Below are 21510 nucleotides of genomic sequence, written 5' to 3'. Positions count from 1 at the left end.
CAATTCTGATTTCCTTGGCCGGTTCACCCCAAAAACTGGGTCATATTAACACAAGGGATTCACACGGGCCCTCATGTCTGTTTCAAGCTGGTGTTTGTTATCGAGATCATTGGGTTTGAACGGTTTCCATTCCGGTGTGTTATTCATGTGAGGCGGCGATCTTTTCAAAGGCCACGTGAGATTTTCCATCCGGCGCTGACTATTGCCCGCATAGATTTCAGAAATCATTGATGTATACGAACACCGTGACTTCGACGTCGCGACCTGATTGCTAGGTCAATTCTGTCTTGAACGACTTAGAGAAACTCTCGACAGTAGAATTGTCATCGCAGTTTCCCTTGCCGCCCATCGAAGGCAGCAGTTTGTTGTAGCGAAGACGCTTCCGGTACGCGTGTGCACAGTATTGGGCTCTGCGATCGGTTTGGTGAATGCAGCCGCGCAGGACGGTGACTATATCCAAAGCACGCAATGCAAGATCCTGCTTCATGCGATTACTGAGCGCCCAACCGATCACGCGAATCGGATATAGATCAATGATTACAGAGAGTTCCGAGCAACCTTCACAGGTCTGGATGTAGATTATGTCACCGGCCCATTTGGGCTGGGCACCGTTGCCGTGAAATCTTGGTTCAGACGGTTCGGGGCGGTGTTGAAGCAGTGGTCGCTGGAGGCGGTGCGTTTGAAATTACGGCTGCGTAGAACTTAGATGCCGTTTTCAAGCATGGTCCGGATGATGCCGCGCTGACCTAGGTTAAGACCCAGTTCCTTCAATTCCTACGCCATCCGTAGACAACCGTAGTGGCCCAAGCTGAACCGATGCTGTTCGAGGATATGTGCCAGAAAGATCATGTCGCGATGCTGACAATGTGATGGCGGTCGGCAGCGCCAAGCCTATAGCTCACGATCTGAAACCTGCAGCAGGCGGCACCGATGAGCACGTGAAAATGGGCCCGATACTCCGCAATGAATTAAAATATCATTGGTTCAGACATTCTCTCAGACCAATAGCGTTCGTGCATTTACTGGCTCGCGAAGTCGATCGCAGCATTTTTAACACTTCCCTCTCCGCCCGCAGATACGGTTTTCCCTGCGCAAGCGCTCATTCTAGCGGCGCAGTTCAATGTCCTCGGCTGCTGCTGGGTCAGGCGAATTGTCCTGCATCACTTGCGCAAGGGAGGAAATCCGACACCAAGATCTGAGGCCAATTGGCATCGTGCTAGGCTGCTGTATGTTGCGATCCGAACCGCCTCGCGTTTGAAGTCTTTACTCTATCTGGGTGACATTTCCAGTCTCCTTTATGGCGAGCATTGCTCGCAGAAAACCAGAATGGAAGTGAATCAAGTCCAACTTTCGCGATTATTTAGCCTGTGCTGAGACATCAGAGGAGTGACAGAAAATACCTGGATCATCGCTGTGGACGAATACGAACACCATTTTGGCCCTGACCAGCACGGCATCGAAATCTACCATGTCAGCAGTATGAGAGAACCAACGAAGCAATGCCTCGAAGAAATGCTTATACGACGAAATCCCTGAGAACCTACAACATCATATCGACTATGGCTTTTGCTGCGCAGACGCTCGTTCTTGCTGACCTTACTGCTGCTTGATCTGTTGATACGAAACTCGTCACGCTCGATACGGTTTTGCTCCTCAGTTTTCTTTTTGCGCCCTGTGAGGCCATCAAGGAAACAAGAATACCTTTTCGGAACCGGGCGTTCTGCTCTTTGCGCTGAAACAGGTCCGAGTGGAAGTCGAGGGCTTACTCCAGTGCATAATAGCTCCTAAACTGCTACCAGATCAGTCCCAGCGATAATTAAAGCTTACTGAAATTCGTTCTTCTTCAGCCATATTCAATGGCACCTCATGGCGTATAAAGCTCTCCCACAAGAGAACATCACCCACCTTAGGAGATTGATACACAAAGGTTTTCAGCTCATCCCTGCAGGTCTTTAGGCGCGGAGGATGTGCCATCATCATCGCATGGCGGGGGTCTTCTAACTTTAGCGCACTCGCGCCTTCCGGCATCTGCACGTAAGTGGTGCCGGAAATAACCGAATGGGGATGGATATGGCTTGCGTGTGTTCCACCTTCGGGCAGAATATTGATCCAAAGATCTTCCAAAACCAGCTTACGCCCATCCAGATCAAGCTCAAGATCTTTCGCAAAGGCGGAAACATGTGCATCTAGCGATTTCACAAGATCGGTAAAGATTGGAAAACGCCAAGGCAGATCCGTGAGCGATGCATAAGAGGTATAGCCCGGATAGCCATTCTTTTCACACCACTCTTGGCCTGCATCATCATCCTCGGCAATGACAATACAAGAGTTTTGCAACTCCTCTGGGTCAACAGTTGGGCCATGTTCGGACAGAGCTGCACGATAAAGACGAGTAACGAAGAGAGAATCAATCTGAGCCATGCCATACCTTTAGCGAAGCGTCGCTCACTTGGCGAGGCGCTGTCATCTATCGACAGCTTAAATCCTTCACGATAAGCTAAAATCTGGAAACGCGCGCTGAGACCTTGGGAGGAAAGGAACAGCATGCACCTCACACCAAAACCGGGAACACCAGAATTTGTTCCTGTAACACCCTTAATCTTGCGCACGGCCCTGCAGCGCTCTGCAGCCGATATGAAACGTGCTCCCATATTTGCGGTGGGGATTGCTTCAATCTACGTTCTTTTGGGCTGGTTCATGGCATGGGTGACACATGCCAGCGGCCAAACTTATTGGCTTGTACTGGCGGCCGTTGGATTCCCGCTGTTCTCCCCATTTGCCGCCATCGGCTTTTATGATGTCAGTCGGCGTTTCTCTCGGGGCATGACAATGAACTGGCGCGCAACGCTCAGCGTGATTTTACAACAGTCCAAACGCCAACTGCCGTCGCTCTGCGCGATCATTGTGATGATCTTCCTCTTTTGGTTCTTTCTTGCTCATATGATCTTTGCCCTATTCCTCGGGCTTAGCACCATGACACATGTTTCCAGCTCACTTGATGTGTTCTTTACCTCAAACGGATTGATGATGCTAAGTTTTGGCACAGCGGTCGGTGCGTGTTTTGCAGCGCTACTCTATATGCTGACAGTACTGGCACTACCCCTTCTATTGGACCGTGAAGTGGATTTCATCACCGCAATGATCACAAGTTTTACCTACGTTCAGCGCTTCCCATTGTTAATGTTCAGCTGGGCGGCATTCATCGCATCCATTACTTTTGTCGCAATGATTCCTGGTTTCCTTGGGCTATTCATCGCGCTCCCATTGCTGGGTCATGCCACGTGGCACCTCTATGACCAACTCATTGACAAAGACACCTAACGACAAGAATACCTTTCAATTTTCAAAAGGTAGAACACAAAACCCCCGCCACCTGCGTGACGGGGGTCTAAATTTTTTCAAAGACGGTAAGACTTACCAGTCTTCGCGAACAACAACGCGGGTTTTTACCGGCAGTTTCATCGCTGCAAGGCGCAGAGCCTCACGTGCGATATCTTCTGCAACGCCGTCGATTTCGAACATCACACGGCCAGGCTTAACCTTGCACGCCCAGAAGTCCACGGAACCTTTACCTTTACCCATACGAACTTCGACAGGTTTAGAGGTTACGGGGGTATCAGGGAAGATACGGATCCAAACACGACCTTGACGTTTCATGTGACGTGTCATGGCACGACGTGCAGCTTCGATCTGACGCGCGGTTACACGCTCAGGCTCAAGAGCCTTCAGACCGTAGGTGCCGAAGTTCAGATCGGAGCCGCCTTTAGCCAGACCTTTGATCCGGCCTTTGTGCATCTTGCGGAATTTAGTACGCTTTGGCTGAAGCATATCGCGATCTCCTTACCGGTCGCCGCGACGGTTACCACCTGCACCACGAGGTGCCGGTCCGTCTTGGACTTCTTGCGATTTGCGATCACGCGCCTGAGGATCGTGCTCCATGATCTCACCTTTGAAGATCCAGGTCTTGATCCCGATGATACCATAAGGTGTCATCGCTTCAGAATGTGCGTAATCGATGTCTGCGCGCAGGGTGTGCAAAGGCACACGACCTTCACGGTACCATTCTGTACGCGCGATTTCAGCGCCGCCCAGACGACCAGCAACGTTCACCCGGATACCCTGGGCGCCCATACGCATTGCGTTCTGAACCGCACGCTTCATTGCGCGACGGAAGGATACACGACGTTCCAGCTGCTGGGCGATGCTCTCGCCAACCAGCTGTGCGTCCAGTTCAGGCTTGCGAACCTCAACAATGTTCAGGTGCAGCTCAGACTCGGTCATTGCGGCAATTTTTTTGCGCAGAACTTCAATGTCTGCACCTTTTTTACCGATGATGACACCAGGACGTGCTGTATGAATGGTCACACGGCATTTTTTGTGGGGGCGTTCAATGATAACACGCGCCACACCGGCCTGCTTGCACTCTTCTTTGATGAAGTCACGGATCTTGATGTCTTCCAGAAGAAGATCACCGTAATCCTTAGTGTCGGCGTACCAGCGGCTGTCCCAGGTGCGGTTGACCTGCAGGCGCATGCCGATCGGATTGACTTTATGTCCCATTAGGCTTGCTCCTCAACTTGACGCACCTTGATGGTGATCTCCGAGAACGGCTTCAGGATTTTGCCGTAACGACCACGTGCACGAGGACGACCGCGCTTCATGACCAGGTTTTTACCGACATATGCTTCGGCAACGACCAGCTCATCGACGTCCAGATTATGGTTGTTTTCAGCATTCGCAATTGCAGACTGAAGGCATTTCTTCACGTCCTGCGCAACCCGCTTATTGGAGAATGTCAGGTCGGTCAGAGCCTTGCCAACTTTCTTACCGCGGATCATGCCTGCAACCAGGTTCAGCTTTTGCGGGGAAGTCCGAAGCATGCGCAGTTTTGCCATTGCTTCGTTATCTGCCACGCGGCGGGGGTTTTTTGCCTTGCCCATGACTTACTTCCGTTTCGCTTTTTTGTCAGCCGCGTGACCATAATAGGTACGAGTTGGCGAATATTCACCAAACTTCTGACCGATCATGTCTTCAGTGACGTTGACGGGAATGTGCTTCTGACCGTTGTACACACCAAATGTCAGACCCACAAATTGGGGCAGAATGGTGGAACGACGTGACCAGATTTTGATAACTTCGTTGCGGCCCGATTCACGTGCAGCTTCGGCTTTTTTAAGCACGTAAGCGTCAACGAAAGGACCCTTCCAAACAGAGCGAGACATAGATTAACGCCCCTTCTTCTTGGCGTGGCGCGAGCGAACGATAAGCTTTTGCGACGCTTTGTTTTTGTTACGGGTACGCTTACCTTTGGTGTCCTTACCCCATGGGGTCACAGGTGTACGACCACCAGAGGTACGACCTTCACCACCACCATGAGGGTGATCGATCGGGTTCATCGCAACACCACGCACTGCAGGGCGTTTACCCTTGTGGCGCATACGACCGGCTTTACCCAGGTTCTGGTTTGAATTGTCAGGGTTTGACACGGCGCCAACTGTTGCCATGCATTCCTGACGCACCAGACGCAGCTCACCTGAAGACAAGCGAATCTGAGCGTATCCACCATCACGACCAACGAACTGAGCGTATGTACCAGCTGCGCGGGCAATCTGACCGCCTTTGCCGGGCTTCATTTCGATGTTGTGGACAATTGTACCGATTGGCATGCCTGAAAACGGCATTGCGTTGCCCGGCTTGATGTCTGCCTTATTGGAGGCAATGACCTGATCACCTACGGCCAGACGCTGAGGCGCCAGAATGTAAGCTTGTTCACCGTCTTCGTACTTTACCAGTGCGATAAAGGCAGTACGGTTAGGGTCATATTCGATGCGCTCAACAGTTGCGGCAACATCAAACTTGTTCCGTTTGAAGTCAACGATCCGGTAGAGACGCTTTGCGCCACCGCCGCGGCGGCGTGAAGTGATCCGTCCGGTGTTGTTCCGGCCGCCCGATTTAGTCAAACCCTCAGTGAGAGACTTGACCGGACGCCCTTTCCAAAGCTCCGAACGGTCGATCAGAACCAGCCCACGCTGGCCCGGCGTAGTCGGTTTATACGACTTAAGTGCCATGCTTTCTGTCTTCCGTTTAGCGTGCGATACCCCAAGGAAGAAACGAGGCACCGCTATGTGAAAGCCCCCTGCCTTGCTGCGCCTGCAACCGGTTCAGGTGACCAATGTAAAGGGCCCCGAAGGTCCCAAAGTTCGAACATCCCGTAAAACAACAGCCCCGGAACGAATCCGAGGCTTACAGGATAGAGCGCGTTTAACAGGCTTCTGATTTTCTGGCAATGGAAGAATCTGCACAGTCATCGGTTCAGACTTACTGAAAATTAAACCTATCCTACGGCTCTCGCGCTCTAGACCACGATCCGGTGTTAACAAAGAAAAAAGGTCAGACAGTTATTGTTTTTCGCAAGCTAGATGGGAATCGTAAAATGCTCAAAAATCTACCGATCAGTAAAAAACTGATCTTACCCGGATTGGTTTGCCTTACGCTCTTTGTCATTTCGATCACCTATTTTTGGGCGACTCGTTACGCAGACAGTTTGCGGGCCAGCTTTAATGAAAAAATTGGTCTCACAGAGACGTTTATTCTGCCACCTCTTATTGAAGCAAGTTGGAACTTTGACAGCCATTTGGCCGAAACGTCACTGTCTTCTCTTGCACAGTTTGATGGTTTTGTTTTTGCGAAACTATATTCTGATAACAGTGTATTTGCAGAGAGTACCTTTGAAGGAGAATGGAACCCTGCATGGGATGAAGCGATAACCAGCCTATTGGCAGATACCGAGGCACAGCAAGCCGAGGTGGGTCCAATATTCTTCAAGAAAGCGCTGTTGATCCAAGATGGTAGCGAGATTGGTCAGCTCATTTTAACATTTGATCTCAGCCGAATTGATGGCGTTATCGCGGAAGCAAACAAGCTGGCCGGTGCGATCGGTGCCATTTCTTTTGCTTTGTTCGCGGCAGTACTCTTTGGTATTGCGCGCTCAGTGACGGGCCCACTGCTTGGAATCATCGACAAATTTGAACGCCTCGCAAAAAACGACATGGGGTTTGAAATCGATGAAGCCAATCGGCGCGATGAAATTGGTGCACTGGGTCGCACTCTTGTAACCTTCCGCAATTCACTGGAAGAACGCCAGAAACTTGCGCAAGAGCAAGCCCGTGCTCAAGAAATTCAAAAGCAGGTTGTGGACCGTCTAGGTGTCGCGATGCAAGCCTTGGCAAGTGGCGATCTGGATCACAAAATCAAAGAAAAATTCGGCAAAGGCTACGATCAATTGCGTCAGCACTTCAACGACGCTGTAGACAATCTCAGTGATCTTGTGAACAAAGTGGTCGGAACCTCTCATAGCATCCGTCGTGGTTCGACTGAAATTAGTCAAGCGTCTGACGATCTCTCCCGCCGGACAGAAAGCCAAGCGGCAACGCTGGAAGAAACCGCTGCAGCTCTTGACGAATTGACGACAAGCGTTCGCAATGCCGCTGATGGCGCCCGCAGCGTAGAAAACATCGTTGGCGAAGCACGAAGCGAAGCCCAGCAAAGCGGTGTGGTCGTTCAAGATGCCGTATCTGCAATGGCCGAAATCGAAACATCTTCGAATCACATTGCACAGATTATCAGTGTTATTGACGATATCGCCTTCCAGACGAATTTGCTTGCCTTGAACGCCGGTGTCGAAGCTGCGCGCGCTGGAGAAGCAGGTCGTGGCTTTGCGGTTGTTGCCTCTGAAGTTCGAGCTCTAGCCCAACGCTCTTCTCAGGCTGCTATGGAAATCAAAACACTGATTGAGGACAGCTCTAGTCAGGTTGACCGTGGTGTAGATCTTGTCGGCAAAGCAGGGGATGCATTGCAAAGCATTGTAAATCGCGTCGCCCACATTTCTGAGCTAATCAGCGGTATCGCAGAAGCCACCAGCACCCAATCAACTGGGTTGAGTGAAATCAACACTGGCATGATGCAGCTTGACAGTGTCACCCAACAAAACGCGGCGATGGTGGAAGAAGCAACCGCTGCAAGCCACATGTTGAACGGCGATGCGAGTGAACTGGCACAACTGGTCTCACATTTCAGTGTGGGCGCTGAAACCAGCCCCAATTCAGCCAGAACGTCTAGCGCCGCAGCTTAACGCCATTTCCAACTATGATAAAAAGGCCAGACGGGTCATATCTGTCTGGCCTTTTTACAATCTCATGCTGGAACGGCAAAGGTAGCATTTGCCGCGTTATTCCACAGCCTGGAGACACAACAGTCTTCGACCGGTTGACGCCTCGCGGTACATCAAATTATTCGGGTGATCCAAAGTTGCTCCCCGAAATATTTAAAACACTCTTCTGTGCTATGATCGCCTCGCGCCTACTCCCCGACTGCCAGAAAGCCTGTGTCGATCTCCGCCACATCAATACTGCCATCGTCATTGATGGTCACCTGCTGACCAGAGGTCAGCCCTTGTAGGCCCGAACAAGAGACCAGCATCAGCTTGTTCTTCTCTCGCGCAACAATTGACATATGGCTGAGCCATCCACCAATTTCACTGAGCACTGCACCGGCTTGCAGCATCTGAGGCAGCCATGCCGGGTGAAGCATCTGACACACTAAGATATCTCCCGGCTCAAACCCATCAAACAACACTTCGATCGGGCCGTTCTCTTCTGCCAAAATAGGATCAACCCAAAATACACGACCGCTAACAGGCCCTTGCCCTGCAACACATGTCCCCGCCAGTGTCCCCCCTTCAGCTGTAATCTGTTCACCCAGTGACAAAAGCTCGATATCGTGAAGCGTCAGAGAGACTTGCGAAGGTGCGAGCGGTTTACGAAGTGCTTCTAAATCTTCATTTTCTTTTGCTCGCTGCAAAAGAGCATCCGTTTGTGCCCAATCCCCCTTCAGCACATCCTCAATCGTCAGATAGAAAATTGCGGTATCCAACCCAGTTTGCGCTCCCAGTGCAAGCAAAGCACGCCGTATTTCCGCATAAAGCCTAAGTGCTTCGTGTTTTGCGCGCTCTTTGAGATCCTGATAGCTGACTGCAAGATCAATGCACTCTTTTAACTCTTCAGGCAGAGGAATCCCGTCTGTTTCAAGAGGTTTCAAAATCTCTACAGTCGGCTCCATTAGTGATTTTAACAAAGACGGCGCTTCATGGTAGCGCGGGCTGCTCAATTCATAATCAAACATCGCGCGGTGCCCCATATGTGCGAGCGCTTCGTTCAGATTTCCCTTGCACTCAGCGATCAAGGTCGAAGGCGCATGGGGCAATTCCCCCTGCGTTAATTTGGTTTTGAGCGCCAGATCACCAGCTGCCCGTGCCAGAGCTTCGCCCATCGTGAAGCCCGCCAGGATATTGATCTTTTCCGCTTCGACATAAATACCACCGACAAACTCATCGACCAGCGTATCTAGCGTCTCCAACAAAGCAGCTCGTGGCAAGGCTGCGTAATCAAGCGCTCTCCAGTAAGCCAGTTTAGCATGGAATTCTGGCAGAACTTGATTTGGGAAAGACGCTTGGATGTCCCTGGCTTGTTTGCGCAATTGCTTCGATTTTGAACCGCTCAAACGCAGTGCCATTTCCTCTTTCAAGGCACGATCCACGTAGGTCTTTCCAAACAGGTTGACCAAATGGCTGCCTGGCTCCTCATCCAGACGATAAGGAAGCGCTAAAGCGCGGCTCGCAAGATCGAGGCTCCCCCCCGGAGCCCAGACCCGGTTGATCATACTAAACGAAAGTGGCGTCGGACGCGGCAAAACCTCAGACATTTCATCCTGTTCCAGGATAACTTCATCTGGCGCGGCCTGCGCAAAACGTTCCAGAAGCTTGCTCCACTCAGAACTGCGAACTTTCTGCTCATCGGTACCAAGATCAAGCGTGGTGATGTCACGGGTCTGCAGGATACGGAACTGCCCTTTTGCATAGGCCCACTCAACGTCCTGCGGCGTATCAAACACTGCTTCAATTTCCCGAGCCAACATCAAAAGCTCTTTAAAATCAGGCCCTCCCGGTGCAGTGTCACCGACTGCCGCGCCCGTATAGCGTCCAAACCGTTCAATCTGCGGCGTGACACGTCCCGAAACAAGATCATCGCCCGTGCCTTTGACCCACTCCAACAACACCATACCTGGAGCCATGGGATCTTGGGTAAACAAAACCCCGGCCATTTCGGCATCAACCATTTCCTGTACAAGAATATTGGCCTGCCCAGCCCCCTCAGCTGTCGTATCATAGCTATCACTGCGCGCCGATTGAAAGCTGCCAAGCACGTCACGCAAGGCTGTTAGCATCGTTTGCTCTGTCACATTCAGCACACTGTCAAATACGCCCGCAAAACTTTGGCCTGCACCATCCTCATTGCTGGCAGAGCTTCGAACAGCGCAAAGCTTTTCACCAGCAAGCATCCAGACCTTATCGGCCATCTCCTGTTGCTCGACCTCGTTCATCCGCCCAAACCGCTCTAATGCGTCACTCGTTAAGACCACACCTCCTGGCACAGGCAATCCTGCGTTCTGAAGCACGGACAGGCGCATCGCTTTGTTTCCGGCTGTTAAAAGTCGCTCAGTCTCTCCCAACACAACAACACCCTTTGGTGCGCGGGCTATAAACAGGCGGCCTAGGTGCATACGCAGGCGTTTCACGCCATTTGAAAATGCACCAACGACATAGGCACGTTGGACCAAAAGAAGGCTCAGGCTAAAACAAAGATAGACATTCGCAGCAAAACTGAGGGTCGCGACCATAGCAAACAAAGCTGGCGCACCCAATATGCTCCACAACACTTTTTGCCGGGGTGTCTTTGCAACGGCCCACAACAGATAAACCATCGCCAAAGCGGTAAAAACAACAGGCACTACAAAATACGGATCAGCCGCACCAATATCGGCAGACCAAAGAAAGGACGTATTTAGGTCTTTGCTTGCCAGCCCAGCAGCGGAAACCCCCAGCATCATCACGGGCAGGAAAAGCAGCGCCAACAGGTTACGCATCGGAGTCATACCCTGTTTTTTATAAAGGCTCTGCAACGCGCGTGCTTTACGCACTGGATCCTCTGCCAAACGCTCTTTTAATGCTTTTATTTCAGGTTGCAGAGCTTGAGTGCGCAATTGATCCCGTTCAGATTTGAGCGCAATAGGCAGAACCAAAAGCCGTGTGAGAACAGAAAGGGCAAGCAGACCTAAAAATAGATGCGTCTGTTGGTGGCTCCATTTCAGTGCCACAGCTACTGCTGCAATCGCCTTATCCCACAGCCCACTATTTTGTGCTGTCAGCCATTCCTGCACATGGGGCTTAGGTGTCGGAGGTACAAAGTACTCCCAGGGCAACGTGTATCGACCTTGAAAATCAATACCCGCCCGGCTGAGCTCCAAACCTAGAACCTGCGACATAAAGCAACTGCGCCGATCATAACAAGCCGCTATGGTCGGCTTGTTCTCCAACTCCCTTATCCGCGCTTGCAGGTCATTTGTTGTCATCGCACGGATTGGGATATTGATCGCCCCCGGCAAATGCCCACTTGCGAAATCACCAGGGTAACGCGTGTCAACAATCTGCAGATCTGTCGTCGCGAGCATATCGGAAAAGGTTTCAGTGCTAAGCAGAGTGGCGCTATTCGGATACTCTGGGATCGCGCGCAGGTCAGCGATGGTCTCGACCTCTTCATCACTAAAATTATACCCTTCGGTAATCCACTTTTCGATACCTCCGACGATAAACCGGCAATCGATACCAAGCTTGGCAAGCTCTGCACAGGTTTCTGAGCTCCGGTTGCCATTATGGCAAAACAAGATAACTTCACCGCCTGGTTGCACCGGGATAGTTTCAAGAAAGTCAGGAAACCGAATATGAGTTGCTCCGGGAAGAGTTCCCATCTCATGTTCACCAGTTTCACGAATATCAAAGAACTGGGTCTCGCCTGCTTCCAACCTTACAAAGGCATCAGCAGTTGAAATACCCTGAGGGTGACCACTTTGCGCAGAAAAACTGGTTTCCTTTAAATCCGCATCTTTAATGGTACTCCCATCAAATTGGGCAGGTCGCAACAAGGTCGCCTGCAGCCGCGCAAGTTCTTTATTCTTGCTAGAAGTATACTGCCAATAATTGGCGCCAACCAAAGCTATCAATCCGCAAACTAAAACAGTCACTAGCTTGGTCGGAAATTTACCCAAACGCGGCCCACGTTTGTTTAGACCCAGCTTCGCAGCCACAGTCGCACCAAGTGCGGCAACCATTGCGACACCAGCGGCAACAACTTGTGACAAAGAAGAAACTGATCCTATAATTAGTTCTGGTGATGGAATAGCGTAAGCTGCTTTTGCCTGCAGGATAACAAAGAACAGTACACCATAGAAAAACGTTCCACGAAGGGTCAAAATTGTTTTCACAAGGTGCTCCAATACTTTTTGTCCAACAGTTAACAATTTCATAATTTTACAAAATTGAAATTAAATTGTTACAAATTGGTTAACGTTAATTGTAAAAATACGCTACATCTTTTGCGAAAACGGTGTGAGTTTCTAAACGAATACGCACTAATCTCTCATGAACATCTTTCGAAACGCCCTGATTTCACGTGAGGTTCAAAGCTGCTATGGAACGTTTGATAACGTACAAGCTACCGAAATTCGGTTTTCCCCGTCTGTTAGCCATCATTGGGTGCTGGGCTTACCTCGCCCTGCCATCGCAAGCAGATATCTCACTCACCTTTGGCACTTATGCGGCCGATAAACCCACCGAGACGGTGCGCAAATATCGCCCTTTTCTTTCCTTTCTGGAAATAGAGCTGTCCAAAGCACTCGGTGAAGCAGTCTCGATCAAGATGGTGATTGCGAAGGAATATGAACACAGCATCGACCAGCTGGCCAATGGCGAGGTCGACTTTTCACGGTTCGGTCCCGCATCTTACGTTTTAGCAACCAAGAAGAACCCTGATGTTGAAATTATCGCAATGGAATCCCAGAAGGGACAAAAGCGCTTCAAAGGTGTCATCGCTGTCCATGAGGAAAGCGAGATCAACGACCTGAGTGAACTTGCCGGGCACTCCTTTGCCTTTGGAGACGAACTCTCTACCATTGGGCGCTACCTGTCACAGGCGCTGTTGCTTTCTGCTGGTATTTCAGGCGCCGACCTTCAAACGTACGAATTCCTTGGACGACATGATCGCGTGGGCACTGCTGTCGGCAGTGAGCGCTTTACAGCGGGCGCTCTTAAAGAGAGCACCTTTAAAAAATTGGTCAAATCAGGTGTCCCAATCCGTGAGCTGACAACCTTTGATAATGTAACAAAACCATGGCTCGCGTCATCAACACTCGCACCGCACGTTGTAGAAGCGATGCGACACATCATGCTGGAAGAAGCCAACGCTTCTGCAGTCAAACAAATAGCCAAACATGGCTTTCTTGAAGGCGATGACGCTGACTACCAATTGGTACGTGATGCAATGGAAGACAGTCAGTCCTTCTAGCCCGAGAGGCCAGAGTAATGAAACGCACAAGTATCCTAGCTCAAATTGTCATTTCCATGTCGATTGCTGCCGTTCTTGTGGCTTTTGCCGTGGGGAGAATTGCGCAAAAAACTGAAGCAGAGAATCTAAAGAATCACCTTGCAGAGCAGGCCGATCTGACGATTTCACTGCTCAGTGGTTTGATGATGGAATCCATTATCATCGAAGATACGCCTGTCTTACAGACAGGGCTAGCTGAAGCCCTGTCGCGCAACCCCAAGCTCATCTCGATCGAAATCCGATCTTCTGACAGCACGCCCATCGCCGAAGTCAACGCTGAGCATAAGGCTTCTGAGCCTTTTGTGGTCTATGAAAGTCCAATCATTGTTGATGGCCTGTCTTTTGGGGAAATGACGGTCAAATGGTCAACCCGCGAAGCGGAAAGCATGGTACGCGCGCAGGTGAACCAAACCCTACTTTGGACCGCGATGGCCGTCAGCATCCTTTCGATGGTCATTTGGATACTTGTTCATCTATTGGCTTTGCGTCCCCTCAAAATGGTGCATCAGCGCATGTCTGATGCCATCTCGGGCTTGAAACGACACCACAAGCCGTTGCCGTGGTATTCTTCACGTGAATTTTGGGCACTTAACTATTCCGTGGGCGTTCTTGAAGACACGTTTGATGAACGAGACGAACGGGAATATGCGCTCGAAACAGCACGTGAAACCGCCGATATTGCCAATCAAGCAAAGTCTGAATTTTTGGCCAATATGTCACACGAGATCAGGACGCCTATGAATGGTGTCATTGGCATGGCCGAATTGATCTTAGAAACTGATCTTGATGCTGACCAACGCATGTTTGCAGAGACAATTTCAACGTCTGGATCCGCGCTATTAACAATTATCAACGACATCTTGAACTTCTCCAAGATCGAAGCAGGCAAGATGGAATTTGAAAAAGCGCCCTTCAATCTTCTGACAACGCTTGAGGACGTAGTGACGCTTTTGTCGCCACAAGCTGCTGAGAAACAGGTCGAAATCGTTCTGCGATACGATCCGAATCTACCTGAATGCTTTGAAGGCGATGTCGGCCGTATTCGGCAAATCATCACCAACATCGCAGGAAACGCGGTAAAATTCACGCCTCGCGGCTATGTCTCCATTGACGTAACAGGCGAACAAAAGAGTGAGCGGTACACCCTGAACTTAAAAGTGCGTGACACTGGCATCGGCATTCCGCAAGAAAAAATTGATAAGATTTTCAGTGCATTCGAGCAAGTCGATGGTGCAGCTTCACGCAGTTTTGAGGGAACAGGATTAGGGCTCGCAATCTCTGAACGTTTGCTGAAGCTTATGAACGGGCACATCTCTGTAATGTCCACTTTAGGACAAGGTAGCGAATTTTCCATTCAATTGCCGCTTCGTACAAGTTCCGAAATGGCTCCCTCGGCTCAGCCAACAATTGAATTCACAGGCCGGAGGGTTTTGATTGTCGATGATCTCAAGGTGAATCGGGTCATTCTTAATGAGCGCCTACAATCCTGGGGTATGGACTGTGAAATCGCGACCTCAGGCATCGAAGCACTCGAAATTCTACGCAGCGAAACCGCTTCGCAGCATCCTTTCGATCTGGTGATACAAGATTTCCAGATGCCCGTCATGCATGGCGGTGAGCTGGCGAGCCAAATACGGCAGACAAAAGGCTGCGCTGATCTACCTATTATTATTCTCTCTTCTGTCGAAAACCCTTTGACCGCAAGTGATATTCAGGAGATTGGGGTTTGCAAACTTGCGCTTAAACCGGTGCGCTCCAGCCAGCTGCAGCGTGTCATAACTACGCTGCTTTCGGCCCCTGATGCACAGGACATGGCGCCAGAACAAACGCAAGCCTCGCACAGTTTAGATAATCCGCTGAAGGTACTTTTGGCCGAAGACAACCGAACCAATCAATTGGTGGTATCTCGTATGCTCAAAGATACCCCCATCACGCTAACTGTTGCAGGCAATGGCGCAGATGCAATCGCACGTTATCATAAAGACAAACCAGACCTGATCCTGATGGATATGATGATGCCGGATATTGATGGGTTGGAAGCAACAGAAGTGATCCGAAAATATGAAACATCACAACAGCTGAAAGCGATTCCAATTATCGCGCTCACCGCAAATGCGTTAGATGCCCATAGGGATAAATGTCTCGCCGCTGGGATGGATGATTTTCTTACAAAACCTATTAAGAAAGCTGATCTTTTGGGAGCTTGTGCAAAATGGGCCCCTCATACTGATACGATTACCCGCCAGACAGGTACCTAGTCACCGAGTCTTTCTCAGACCGGCACCGACAGCACTTGCTACAACAAACAGACAGGCCGCAATGCTAACAATTGTTGGGCCTGTAGGGCTGTCCGTCACAAACGAAACATGCAGACCAGATAAAACCGCAAAAGATCCCGTTAACGCAGCAGCAATTGCCATACGCTCCGGTGTATTTGCGAAATTGCGCGCTGTCGCTGCTGGAACAATCAACATCGCAGCGATCAACAATACACCAACGACCTTGATCGCAACAGCTACAACAACTGCCAGTGTCAATGTCAGCACAAGCTGCTCTCGCTTCGGATTTAACCCGGCGGCATAGGCAAGGTCTGGATTAAGCGTTGTTGTCAACAAAGCCGACCAACGCCAGCACAATAGTCCTAGCACCGATAAGCCGCCGCCCCAGATCAGCAATAGATCTATCCGGCTTACCGCAAGAATATCGCCAAATAAATATGACATCAGGTCGATACGTATTCCATCCAGAAAGGAAACAGCGACCAACCCCAACGCAAGGGCGGAATGCGCTAGAACACCCAATAACGTGTCCATCGCATAACCGCGTCCTGCAAGGGTGGATACGGTTGTTGCCATGATCAAAGCAGTGGTTAAGACGCCCGCAAACACCGATACGTCAAACCCCAACGCAAGCGCCACACCCAAGATCGAGGCATGCGCAGTTGCGTCACCAAAATAAGACATCCGACGCCAGACAACAAAACATCCCAATGGTGCCGCTGCCAACGCCAAACCAAGACCGGCAAGCGCGGCACGTACTAAAAAATCGTCCAGAAAACTCATGTGGCAGTCTCATCTGGCGCGCAATTATGATCACTGACCGAATCGTCATGGCTGTGATTGTGTTCGTGGCGATAGAGCGCCAGCGCGCCTTGTGTTCCGGTTCCAAACAAAGCCCGGTATTCAGGCGCGGTTGCCACGTGCTCGGGCGCGCCTTCGCAGCAGATATGACCATTCAAACAAATCACGCGATCTGACGCGGCCATCACCACATGTAATTCATGGCTCACCATCAAAACAGCGCAGCCCAGATCTTGGCGAACAGCTTCGATATGTTGATAAAACCGTGCAGACCCCGGTTGATCCAATCCCTGTGTAGCCTCATCCAAAATCAACAGCTGCGGATCATTCAACAAGGCACGCGCCAATAATACTCTTTGGAATTGCCCACCAGATAATGCTGACATCTGTCGCTGCTCTAACGCACTGACGCCAGCCTTTTCCAATGCATGCAGCGCGCGTGTATTGCTCACACGTTTTGGGAGGCTTAGGAAACGGCGAACCGTCAATGGCAATGTCGGGTCAATATGCAATTTTTGCGGCACATAGCCGATACGAAGTCCCGGCGCGCGTTCCACAAACCCCGTAGTTGGCTGCAAAGCCCCAATCACATTGCGTAACAAGGTCGATTTACCAGAGCCATTTGGTCCGACAATCGTAACAATTTCACCTTTGTTGATTACAAGATTGATCCGCGACAAGACTGTTGATCCGCCAAACTTGACGCTAAGATCCGTCAAAGAAATTAAGCTCATTGCGAAACTGGACCTTGGCACTTTGGGCACACACCCTCGGCCTCAATGATCGATCCTTCGATTTGAAAACCGGCAGCACGTGCTGTATCATTCAGCTGCCCCCGATGGAGTTCTGCTGAAGCTTCAGCAACGGTCTCACACTTTCGGCAGATCATGAATAAGGGTGCATGATCTGTCCCTGGATGAGAGCAGGCGATAAAGGCATTCAGGCGTTCTATCCGATGCGCAAAGGAATGCTTGACCAAAAAATCCAGAGCACGATACGCAACAGGAGGCTGTGATCCCAAGCCGTCTTCGCGCAGGCGATCTAAGATCTCATAGGCGCCCCAAGCGCGATGTTCTTCCAATAAAATTTCCAAAACTCTGCGTCGCACAGGTGTAAACTGCAACCCCTTGTCGATGCACAGCACTGCGACAGTTTCAAGCGTCGTTGCAATGCAACGACTGTGATCATGCGGCTCAAAGCTGACGGTACGCATAAGAGGGCTTTCTGAAAAGAGCAGGAAGGTTTCTGTCTTGATATGTTATACTTTCCCGCATATCAAGTCGGGCAATGTTATAAAGTAACGAAGGACTGACATGAGACAGCTTTTGGGAACAGCCTTTGCCGCCACTTGGATTGCAACGATCAGTTGGGCCGATGTGCCGCGCGTTGCTACAGATATCGCACCAATACACGGGCTTGTCTCACAGGTGATGAAAGATCTAGGAGAGCCAGATTTGATTATTCGCCCTGGTGCTTCTCCCCATTCTTATGCGCTGCGCCCCTCTGAAGCACGTGCGCTTTCACAAGCGGATCTTGTCGTCTGGATTGGCGAAGGTCTGGCTCCTTGGTTAGAGCCTTCGATCGAACAACTTGCCACAAATGCGCATGTCTTAGAGTTGCTTGCACAGCCCAGCACGACCATACTTCCATACCGCGAAGGCGCAACGTTTGAAGCTCATGACCATGACGAACATGATGCGCACGATGATCATGGGCATGACGATGATCATAAAGATCACGAAGGTCATGACGAGCATAGCGAACACGCACATGATGAACATAACCACGATGAGCACGCGAAACATAATGAAGAGCATGAAAGTCATGATGCGCATCCCGAACATGACGAGCACGCGCATGATGAGCATCATCAGGATGAACACGCAGATCATGATAAAAAGCATGACGATCATCACGGTCATGACCATAGCGCTGGCGATCCGCATGTCTGGCTCTCGCCCGAAAATGCAATCACGTGGCTTAGCGTAATCGCAGAAGAACTATCCGAACTGGATCCGGAAAACGCATCAAAATACCAGAAGAATGCCCAAGAGGGGATCGCAAAAATCCAACAGACAAAAGCGGATTTGGCGCCACAACTTAGCAATATTGCAGACAAGAGTTTTGTCGTCTTTCACGATGCTTACCAGTATTTTGAAGTCAGCTTTGGTGTCACCGCAGCAGGTGCAATCTCTTTGGGGGATGCATCAGACCCTAGCCCTGCCCGCATTGCAGAGGTGCGCGATACAGTCCGTGATCTGAATGTTGCCTGCGCCTTCAGAGAACCGCAGTACAACAGCGGTCTGGTTGATACCGTGCTGGAAGGAACGGAGGCAAGAGCGTTAATTTTGGACCCGCTCGGAACAAATCTTGAACTGGGTTCTAATTTCTATCCCGAACTTCTACAGGAAATGGGCAAAACGCTGATTGCATGTTTAAAATAAGCGGTTCACAAACCGCCTAACATTTAAATCCTAGCGCCATAGAGGTTTAACCAAATTTCTATGGCGAGCCCCGACATAATTTGGCAAGCCTATATCAGCTTGTGGAGAAGGGGCATACTATGGATCTGCTGACTGTGAACGACCAGCAGGGAGCTTATCCAAACTCTTATTATGCGGCAACAACACGTCATTTAGCCCCCTTTGCAGCCGCGAAAGGCAGGATTACATGTGATGTCTGCGTGATAGGTGGTGGCTACATGGGCCTGTCTACGGCGCTCCATCTTGCTCAGCGCGGTTACGATGTGGTGCTGCTGGACGCGCAACGTGTGGGCTTTGGTGCGTCTGGCCGCAATGGTGGCCAAATCGGACAAGGGCAAAGGCTTGATCAGGATGAGCTAGAAACACTCGCAGGTGCCCTTACAGCGCGCGCACTCTGGGATATTGGTCGGCAAGCTGTTGATCTGGTTCGAGATCTGGCCCGGTCAGATCTGGTAGAGGCAAAAGTACATCCCGGGATCATTCACGCAGATCACAAGCATCGATACTGCAAACATAGCCGAGATTATGCTGCAAAGCTGAATGACTCATATGGCTATGATCTTATCCGCTATCTTGATCAGGAAGAACTACGCTATTTGGTGAACTCTCCAGCCTATTGTAGCGGCACACTGGATACGGGGGCGGGGCATATTCACCCCCTCGCTTTCGCTTTTGGGCTCGCACGCATGGCCAAGGCTGCAGGCGTCAGAATTTACGAACAGTCACAAGTCACAGAGCTTGAATATAAAACACCAGCCATTGCCCGTACAGCTGAGGCAGACATCATCGCCTCTCATATCGTCCTTGGCTGCAATGGATATTTGGGGCATTTACAACCCGATGTCGCCAACCATGTGATGCCACTCAACAATTACATTATCGCGACCGAACCTCTTTCGCCCGAACAACAGGAAAATATCTTGCGAAACAACTATGCTGTCGCGGACAGTAAGTTCGTTGTAAACTATTTCCGATTTTCTGACGACCATCGACTGCTATTTGGTGGAACCGAGAGTTACGGCTATAAATTCCCAACTGATATTTCCGCTGCGGTGCAAAAACCTATGCTCGAAACTTTCCCACAGCTCAAAGGCACCCGTATCGATTATGCGTGGGGGGGCACCTTGGGGATCACCATGAATCGAATGCCACATTTTGCCAGACTTTCGGGTAATGTGCTCAGCCTGTCTGGCTTTTCAGGTCATGGACTCGCGATAGCAACTTTGGCTGGACAAATTGCTGCAGAAACCATCGCCGGTCAGGCGGAACGCTTTGACATTATGGCTAACCTACCGTCCCCGCGCTTTCCAGGTGGCACCGCTCTGCGCAGCCCTTTGATGGTTCTAGCAATGCTCTGGTATAGCCTTAGAGACAAAATCTAGAAGTAAACGCTTATAATGCGTGCGAAATAAGATGATTGATTTCTGGTGAAAACAATCTAAGGTTGATGCATCACTGCACGAATTTGCATGTGACGCATTGGGTTTGTATTCGCTAAAGTTGGGCAAACAAATCGCAGTGGTATTCCCGCAATCAATCGCAGTGGGAGCACAAATGAAACAAAATAAATCGGTACTCTTGATAGAAGAGGATATATCGGAGCAATTCATGATGCGCAAAATTGCGGATGCTCTGGATATCGATATCGACATTGCCACGGAATTTGCGGAGGGCTATGCCCTCTATCAAGCACGTCCCGGTCATTACGGAATGATATTGCTTAGCCTTGATATTTTGCTCAGCGCAGACCGCAATGCTTTCCGCAGGACACAAAATACAGAAATAGCCCCACCGGTCATCGCGTTAACCACAGAAGACCACACTCACGACATTCATTTCTGGGGAAATCATGATCTTCAGGATTGTATCAAAAAACCAGTCACGCCCGTGCAAATGTTACATCTGGTTGATCGATACCAGCTTGGAGCTGTTGGAAAATCTGCATAACAAGGAAAGCGCAGCTATGCGCTTTCCTGTCCGGTCTCAACCCCGACCACGGTACGGCGGAACACCTTGATCAGGGATCCAAACGTCTTTTGGCATCTCGCCCGTTTGCCAGAAAACATCAATTGGGATGCCGCCACGTGGATACCAATAGCCGCCAATCCGCAACCAACGTGGTTCCAGAAATCCGACCAACCGGCGGGCAATCGAAATGGTGCAGTCTTCGTGAAACGCGCCGTGATTGCGGAAAGAGCCCAAATAAAGCTTCAACGCTTTGCTTTCAATCAGCCAGTCGCCCGGAACATAATCGATCACAAGATGTGCAAAATCGGGCTGGCTTGTCATCGGGCACAAAGACGTAAACTCGGGCGCGGTAAAGCGCACGTTGTAATTTACATCCGCTTGCGGGTTTGGCACCCGCTCCAGCTCCGCCTCTTCAGGAGAGGTCGGCATAACGGTTGCGCCGCCCAATTGCTTCAAGTCGCTATAGATACTGTCTGTCATCTTGTC

18 protein-coding genes and 1 pseudogene are annotated in these 21510 nt (G+C 50.4%); 7 read left to right on the top strand and 12 right to left on the bottom strand.

All coding sequences use genetic code 11. The annotated features are described in order from the left end of the window. Nucleotides 1–139: 139 nt before the first annotated feature. Nucleotides 140–1238: pseudogene (locus tag BLP79_RS19410) on the bottom strand (IS3 family transposase). A 562-nt stretch (nt 1239–1800) separates the two neighbouring features. Continuing rightward, the gene (locus BLP79_RS00430; RefSeq protein WP_090214610.1) at nt 1801–2421 is read right to left on the bottom strand and encodes a 2OG-Fe(II) oxygenase family protein; all 621 of its coding nucleotides are present in this window, start codon (nt 2419–2421) and stop codon (nt 1801–1803) included. Between the two features lie 123 nt (nt 2422–2544). Between BLP79_RS00430 and BLP79_RS00425 the strand changes: the two genes are divergently transcribed. Continuing rightward, nucleotides 2545–3321 carry a DUF2189 domain-containing protein gene (locus BLP79_RS00425; protein ID WP_090214608.1) on the top strand — a complete coding sequence of 259 codons (777 nt, stop codon included), beginning with the start codon at nt 2545–2547 and terminating at the stop codon, nt 3319–3321. A gap of 93 nt (nt 3322–3414) precedes the next feature. On the opposite strand, the gene rplP is transcribed toward BLP79_RS00425, so the two are convergent. From rplP to rplB, 5 genes are read right to left on the bottom strand one after another with little or no spacing between them, the layout of a single operon-like run. Beyond that, nucleotides 3415–3828 (bottom strand): 50S ribosomal protein L16, encoded by a 414-nt coding sequence (gene rplP / locus BLP79_RS00420; RefSeq protein ID WP_090214605.1) that lies wholly within the window; start codon nt 3826–3828, stop codon nt 3415–3417. A gap of 12 nt (nt 3829–3840) precedes the next feature. Then, nucleotides 3841–4560 (bottom strand): 30S ribosomal protein S3, encoded by a 720-nt coding sequence (rpsC, locus tag BLP79_RS00415; RefSeq protein ID WP_090214603.1) that lies wholly within the window; start codon nt 4558–4560, stop codon nt 3841–3843. After that, nucleotides 4560–4940 carry a 50S ribosomal protein L22 gene (gene rplV / locus BLP79_RS00410; RefSeq protein ID WP_090214600.1) on the bottom strand — a complete coding sequence of 127 codons (381 nt, stop codon included), beginning with the start codon at nt 4938–4940 and terminating at the stop codon, nt 4560–4562. The genes rpsC and rplV overlap by 1 nt, the downstream gene beginning before the upstream one ends. Before the next feature lie 3 nt (nt 4941–4943). Then, a complete protein-coding gene (gene rpsS / locus BLP79_RS00405) occupies nt 4944–5222 on the bottom strand; it encodes a 30S ribosomal protein S19 (RefSeq protein ID WP_068348022.1) in 279 nt (92 codons plus the stop codon). 3 nt (nt 5223–5225) lie between these two features. Next, nucleotides 5226–6068 carry a 50S ribosomal protein L2 gene (rplB, locus tag BLP79_RS00400; protein ID WP_090214599.1) on the bottom strand — a complete coding sequence of 281 codons (843 nt, stop codon included), beginning with the start codon at nt 6066–6068 and terminating at the stop codon, nt 5226–5228. Nucleotides 6069–6433: 365 nt separating this feature from the next. Between rplB and BLP79_RS00395 the strand changes: the two genes are divergently transcribed. Then, a complete protein-coding gene (locus BLP79_RS00395) occupies nt 6434–8131 on the top strand; it encodes a methyl-accepting chemotaxis protein (protein WP_090215612.1) in 1698 nt (565 codons plus the stop codon). Between the two features lie 227 nt (nt 8132–8358). Here BLP79_RS00395 and BLP79_RS00390 read toward each other — a convergent pair whose 3' ends face one another. Beyond that, on the bottom strand, nt 8359–12375 hold the full coding sequence (locus BLP79_RS00390) for a PEP/pyruvate-binding domain-containing protein (protein WP_332835861.1): 4017 nt from the start codon (nt 12373–12375) through the stop codon (nt 8359–8361). Nucleotides 12376–12581: 206 nt separating this feature from the next. Between BLP79_RS00390 and BLP79_RS00385 the strand changes: the two genes are divergently transcribed. Both BLP79_RS00385 and BLP79_RS00380 read left to right on the top strand, forming a co-directional pair. Next, nucleotides 12582–13454 carry a PhnD/SsuA/transferrin family substrate-binding protein gene (locus BLP79_RS00385; RefSeq protein WP_090214597.1) on the top strand — a complete coding sequence of 291 codons (873 nt, stop codon included), beginning with the start codon at nt 12582–12584 and terminating at the stop codon, nt 13452–13454. A gap of 17 nt (nt 13455–13471) precedes the next feature. Next, nucleotides 13472–15751, top strand: a complete 2280-nt coding sequence (locus BLP79_RS00380) for a response regulator (RefSeq protein ID WP_090214594.1) — start codon at nt 13472–13474, stop codon at nt 15749–15751. Here BLP79_RS00380 and BLP79_RS00375 read toward each other — a convergent pair whose 3' ends face one another. The 3 genes from BLP79_RS00375 to BLP79_RS00365 are packed head-to-tail and all read right to left on the bottom strand — an operon-like array spanning nt 15752 to nt 17786. Beyond that, on the bottom strand, nt 15752–16555 hold the full coding sequence (locus BLP79_RS00375; RefSeq protein WP_090214591.1) for a metal ABC transporter permease: 804 nt from the start codon (nt 16553–16555) through the stop codon (nt 15752–15754). Further along, complete coding sequence (locus tag BLP79_RS00370; protein ID WP_090214588.1) at nt 16552–17307, bottom strand: ATP-binding cassette domain-containing protein; 756 nt, start codon at nt 17305–17307, stop codon at nt 16552–16554. Before BLP79_RS00370 ends, BLP79_RS00375 begins: the two co-directional genes overlap by 4 nt. Next, complete coding sequence (locus BLP79_RS00365; RefSeq protein ID WP_090214584.1) at nt 17304–17786, bottom strand: Fur family transcriptional regulator; 483 nt, start codon at nt 17784–17786, stop codon at nt 17304–17306. The genes BLP79_RS00370 and BLP79_RS00365 overlap by 4 nt, the downstream gene beginning before the upstream one ends. Nucleotides 17787–17886: 100 nt before the next feature. Between BLP79_RS00365 and BLP79_RS00360 the strand changes: the two genes are divergently transcribed. The 3 genes from BLP79_RS00360 to BLP79_RS00350 all read left to right on the top strand — a co-directional run bounded on the left by BLP79_RS00360 (nt 17887) and on the right by BLP79_RS00350 (nt 21003). Then, a complete protein-coding gene (locus BLP79_RS00360) occupies nt 17887–19017 on the top strand; it encodes a zinc ABC transporter substrate-binding protein (protein WP_090214580.1) in 1131 nt (376 codons plus the stop codon). A 119-nt stretch (nt 19018–19136) separates the two neighbouring features. Beyond that, a complete protein-coding gene (locus BLP79_RS00355) occupies nt 19137–20438 on the top strand; it encodes an NAD(P)/FAD-dependent oxidoreductase (protein ID WP_090214577.1) in 1302 nt (433 codons plus the stop codon). 172 nt (nt 20439–20610) lie between these two features. Next, nucleotides 20611–21003, top strand: a complete 393-nt coding sequence (locus BLP79_RS00350; RefSeq protein ID WP_139163148.1) for a response regulator — start codon at nt 20611–20613, stop codon at nt 21001–21003. A gap of 36 nt (nt 21004–21039) precedes the next feature. Here BLP79_RS00350 and queF read toward each other — a convergent pair whose 3' ends face one another. Further along, nucleotides 21040–21504, bottom strand: coding sequence for a preQ(1) synthase (gene queF, locus BLP79_RS00345; RefSeq protein WP_090214572.1), 465 nt, complete (start codon nt 21502–21504; stop codon nt 21040–21042). Nucleotides 21505–21510 lie beyond the last annotated feature (6 nt).

It is taken from the genome of Epibacterium ulvae (genome assembly GCF_900102795.1).
GTDB lineage: Bacteria > Pseudomonadota > Alphaproteobacteria > Rhodobacterales > Rhodobacteraceae > Epibacterium > Epibacterium ulvae.
The sequence above is the reverse complement of the archived record's forward strand: the minus strand, read 5'-3'. Positions and strand labels throughout refer to the sequence as shown.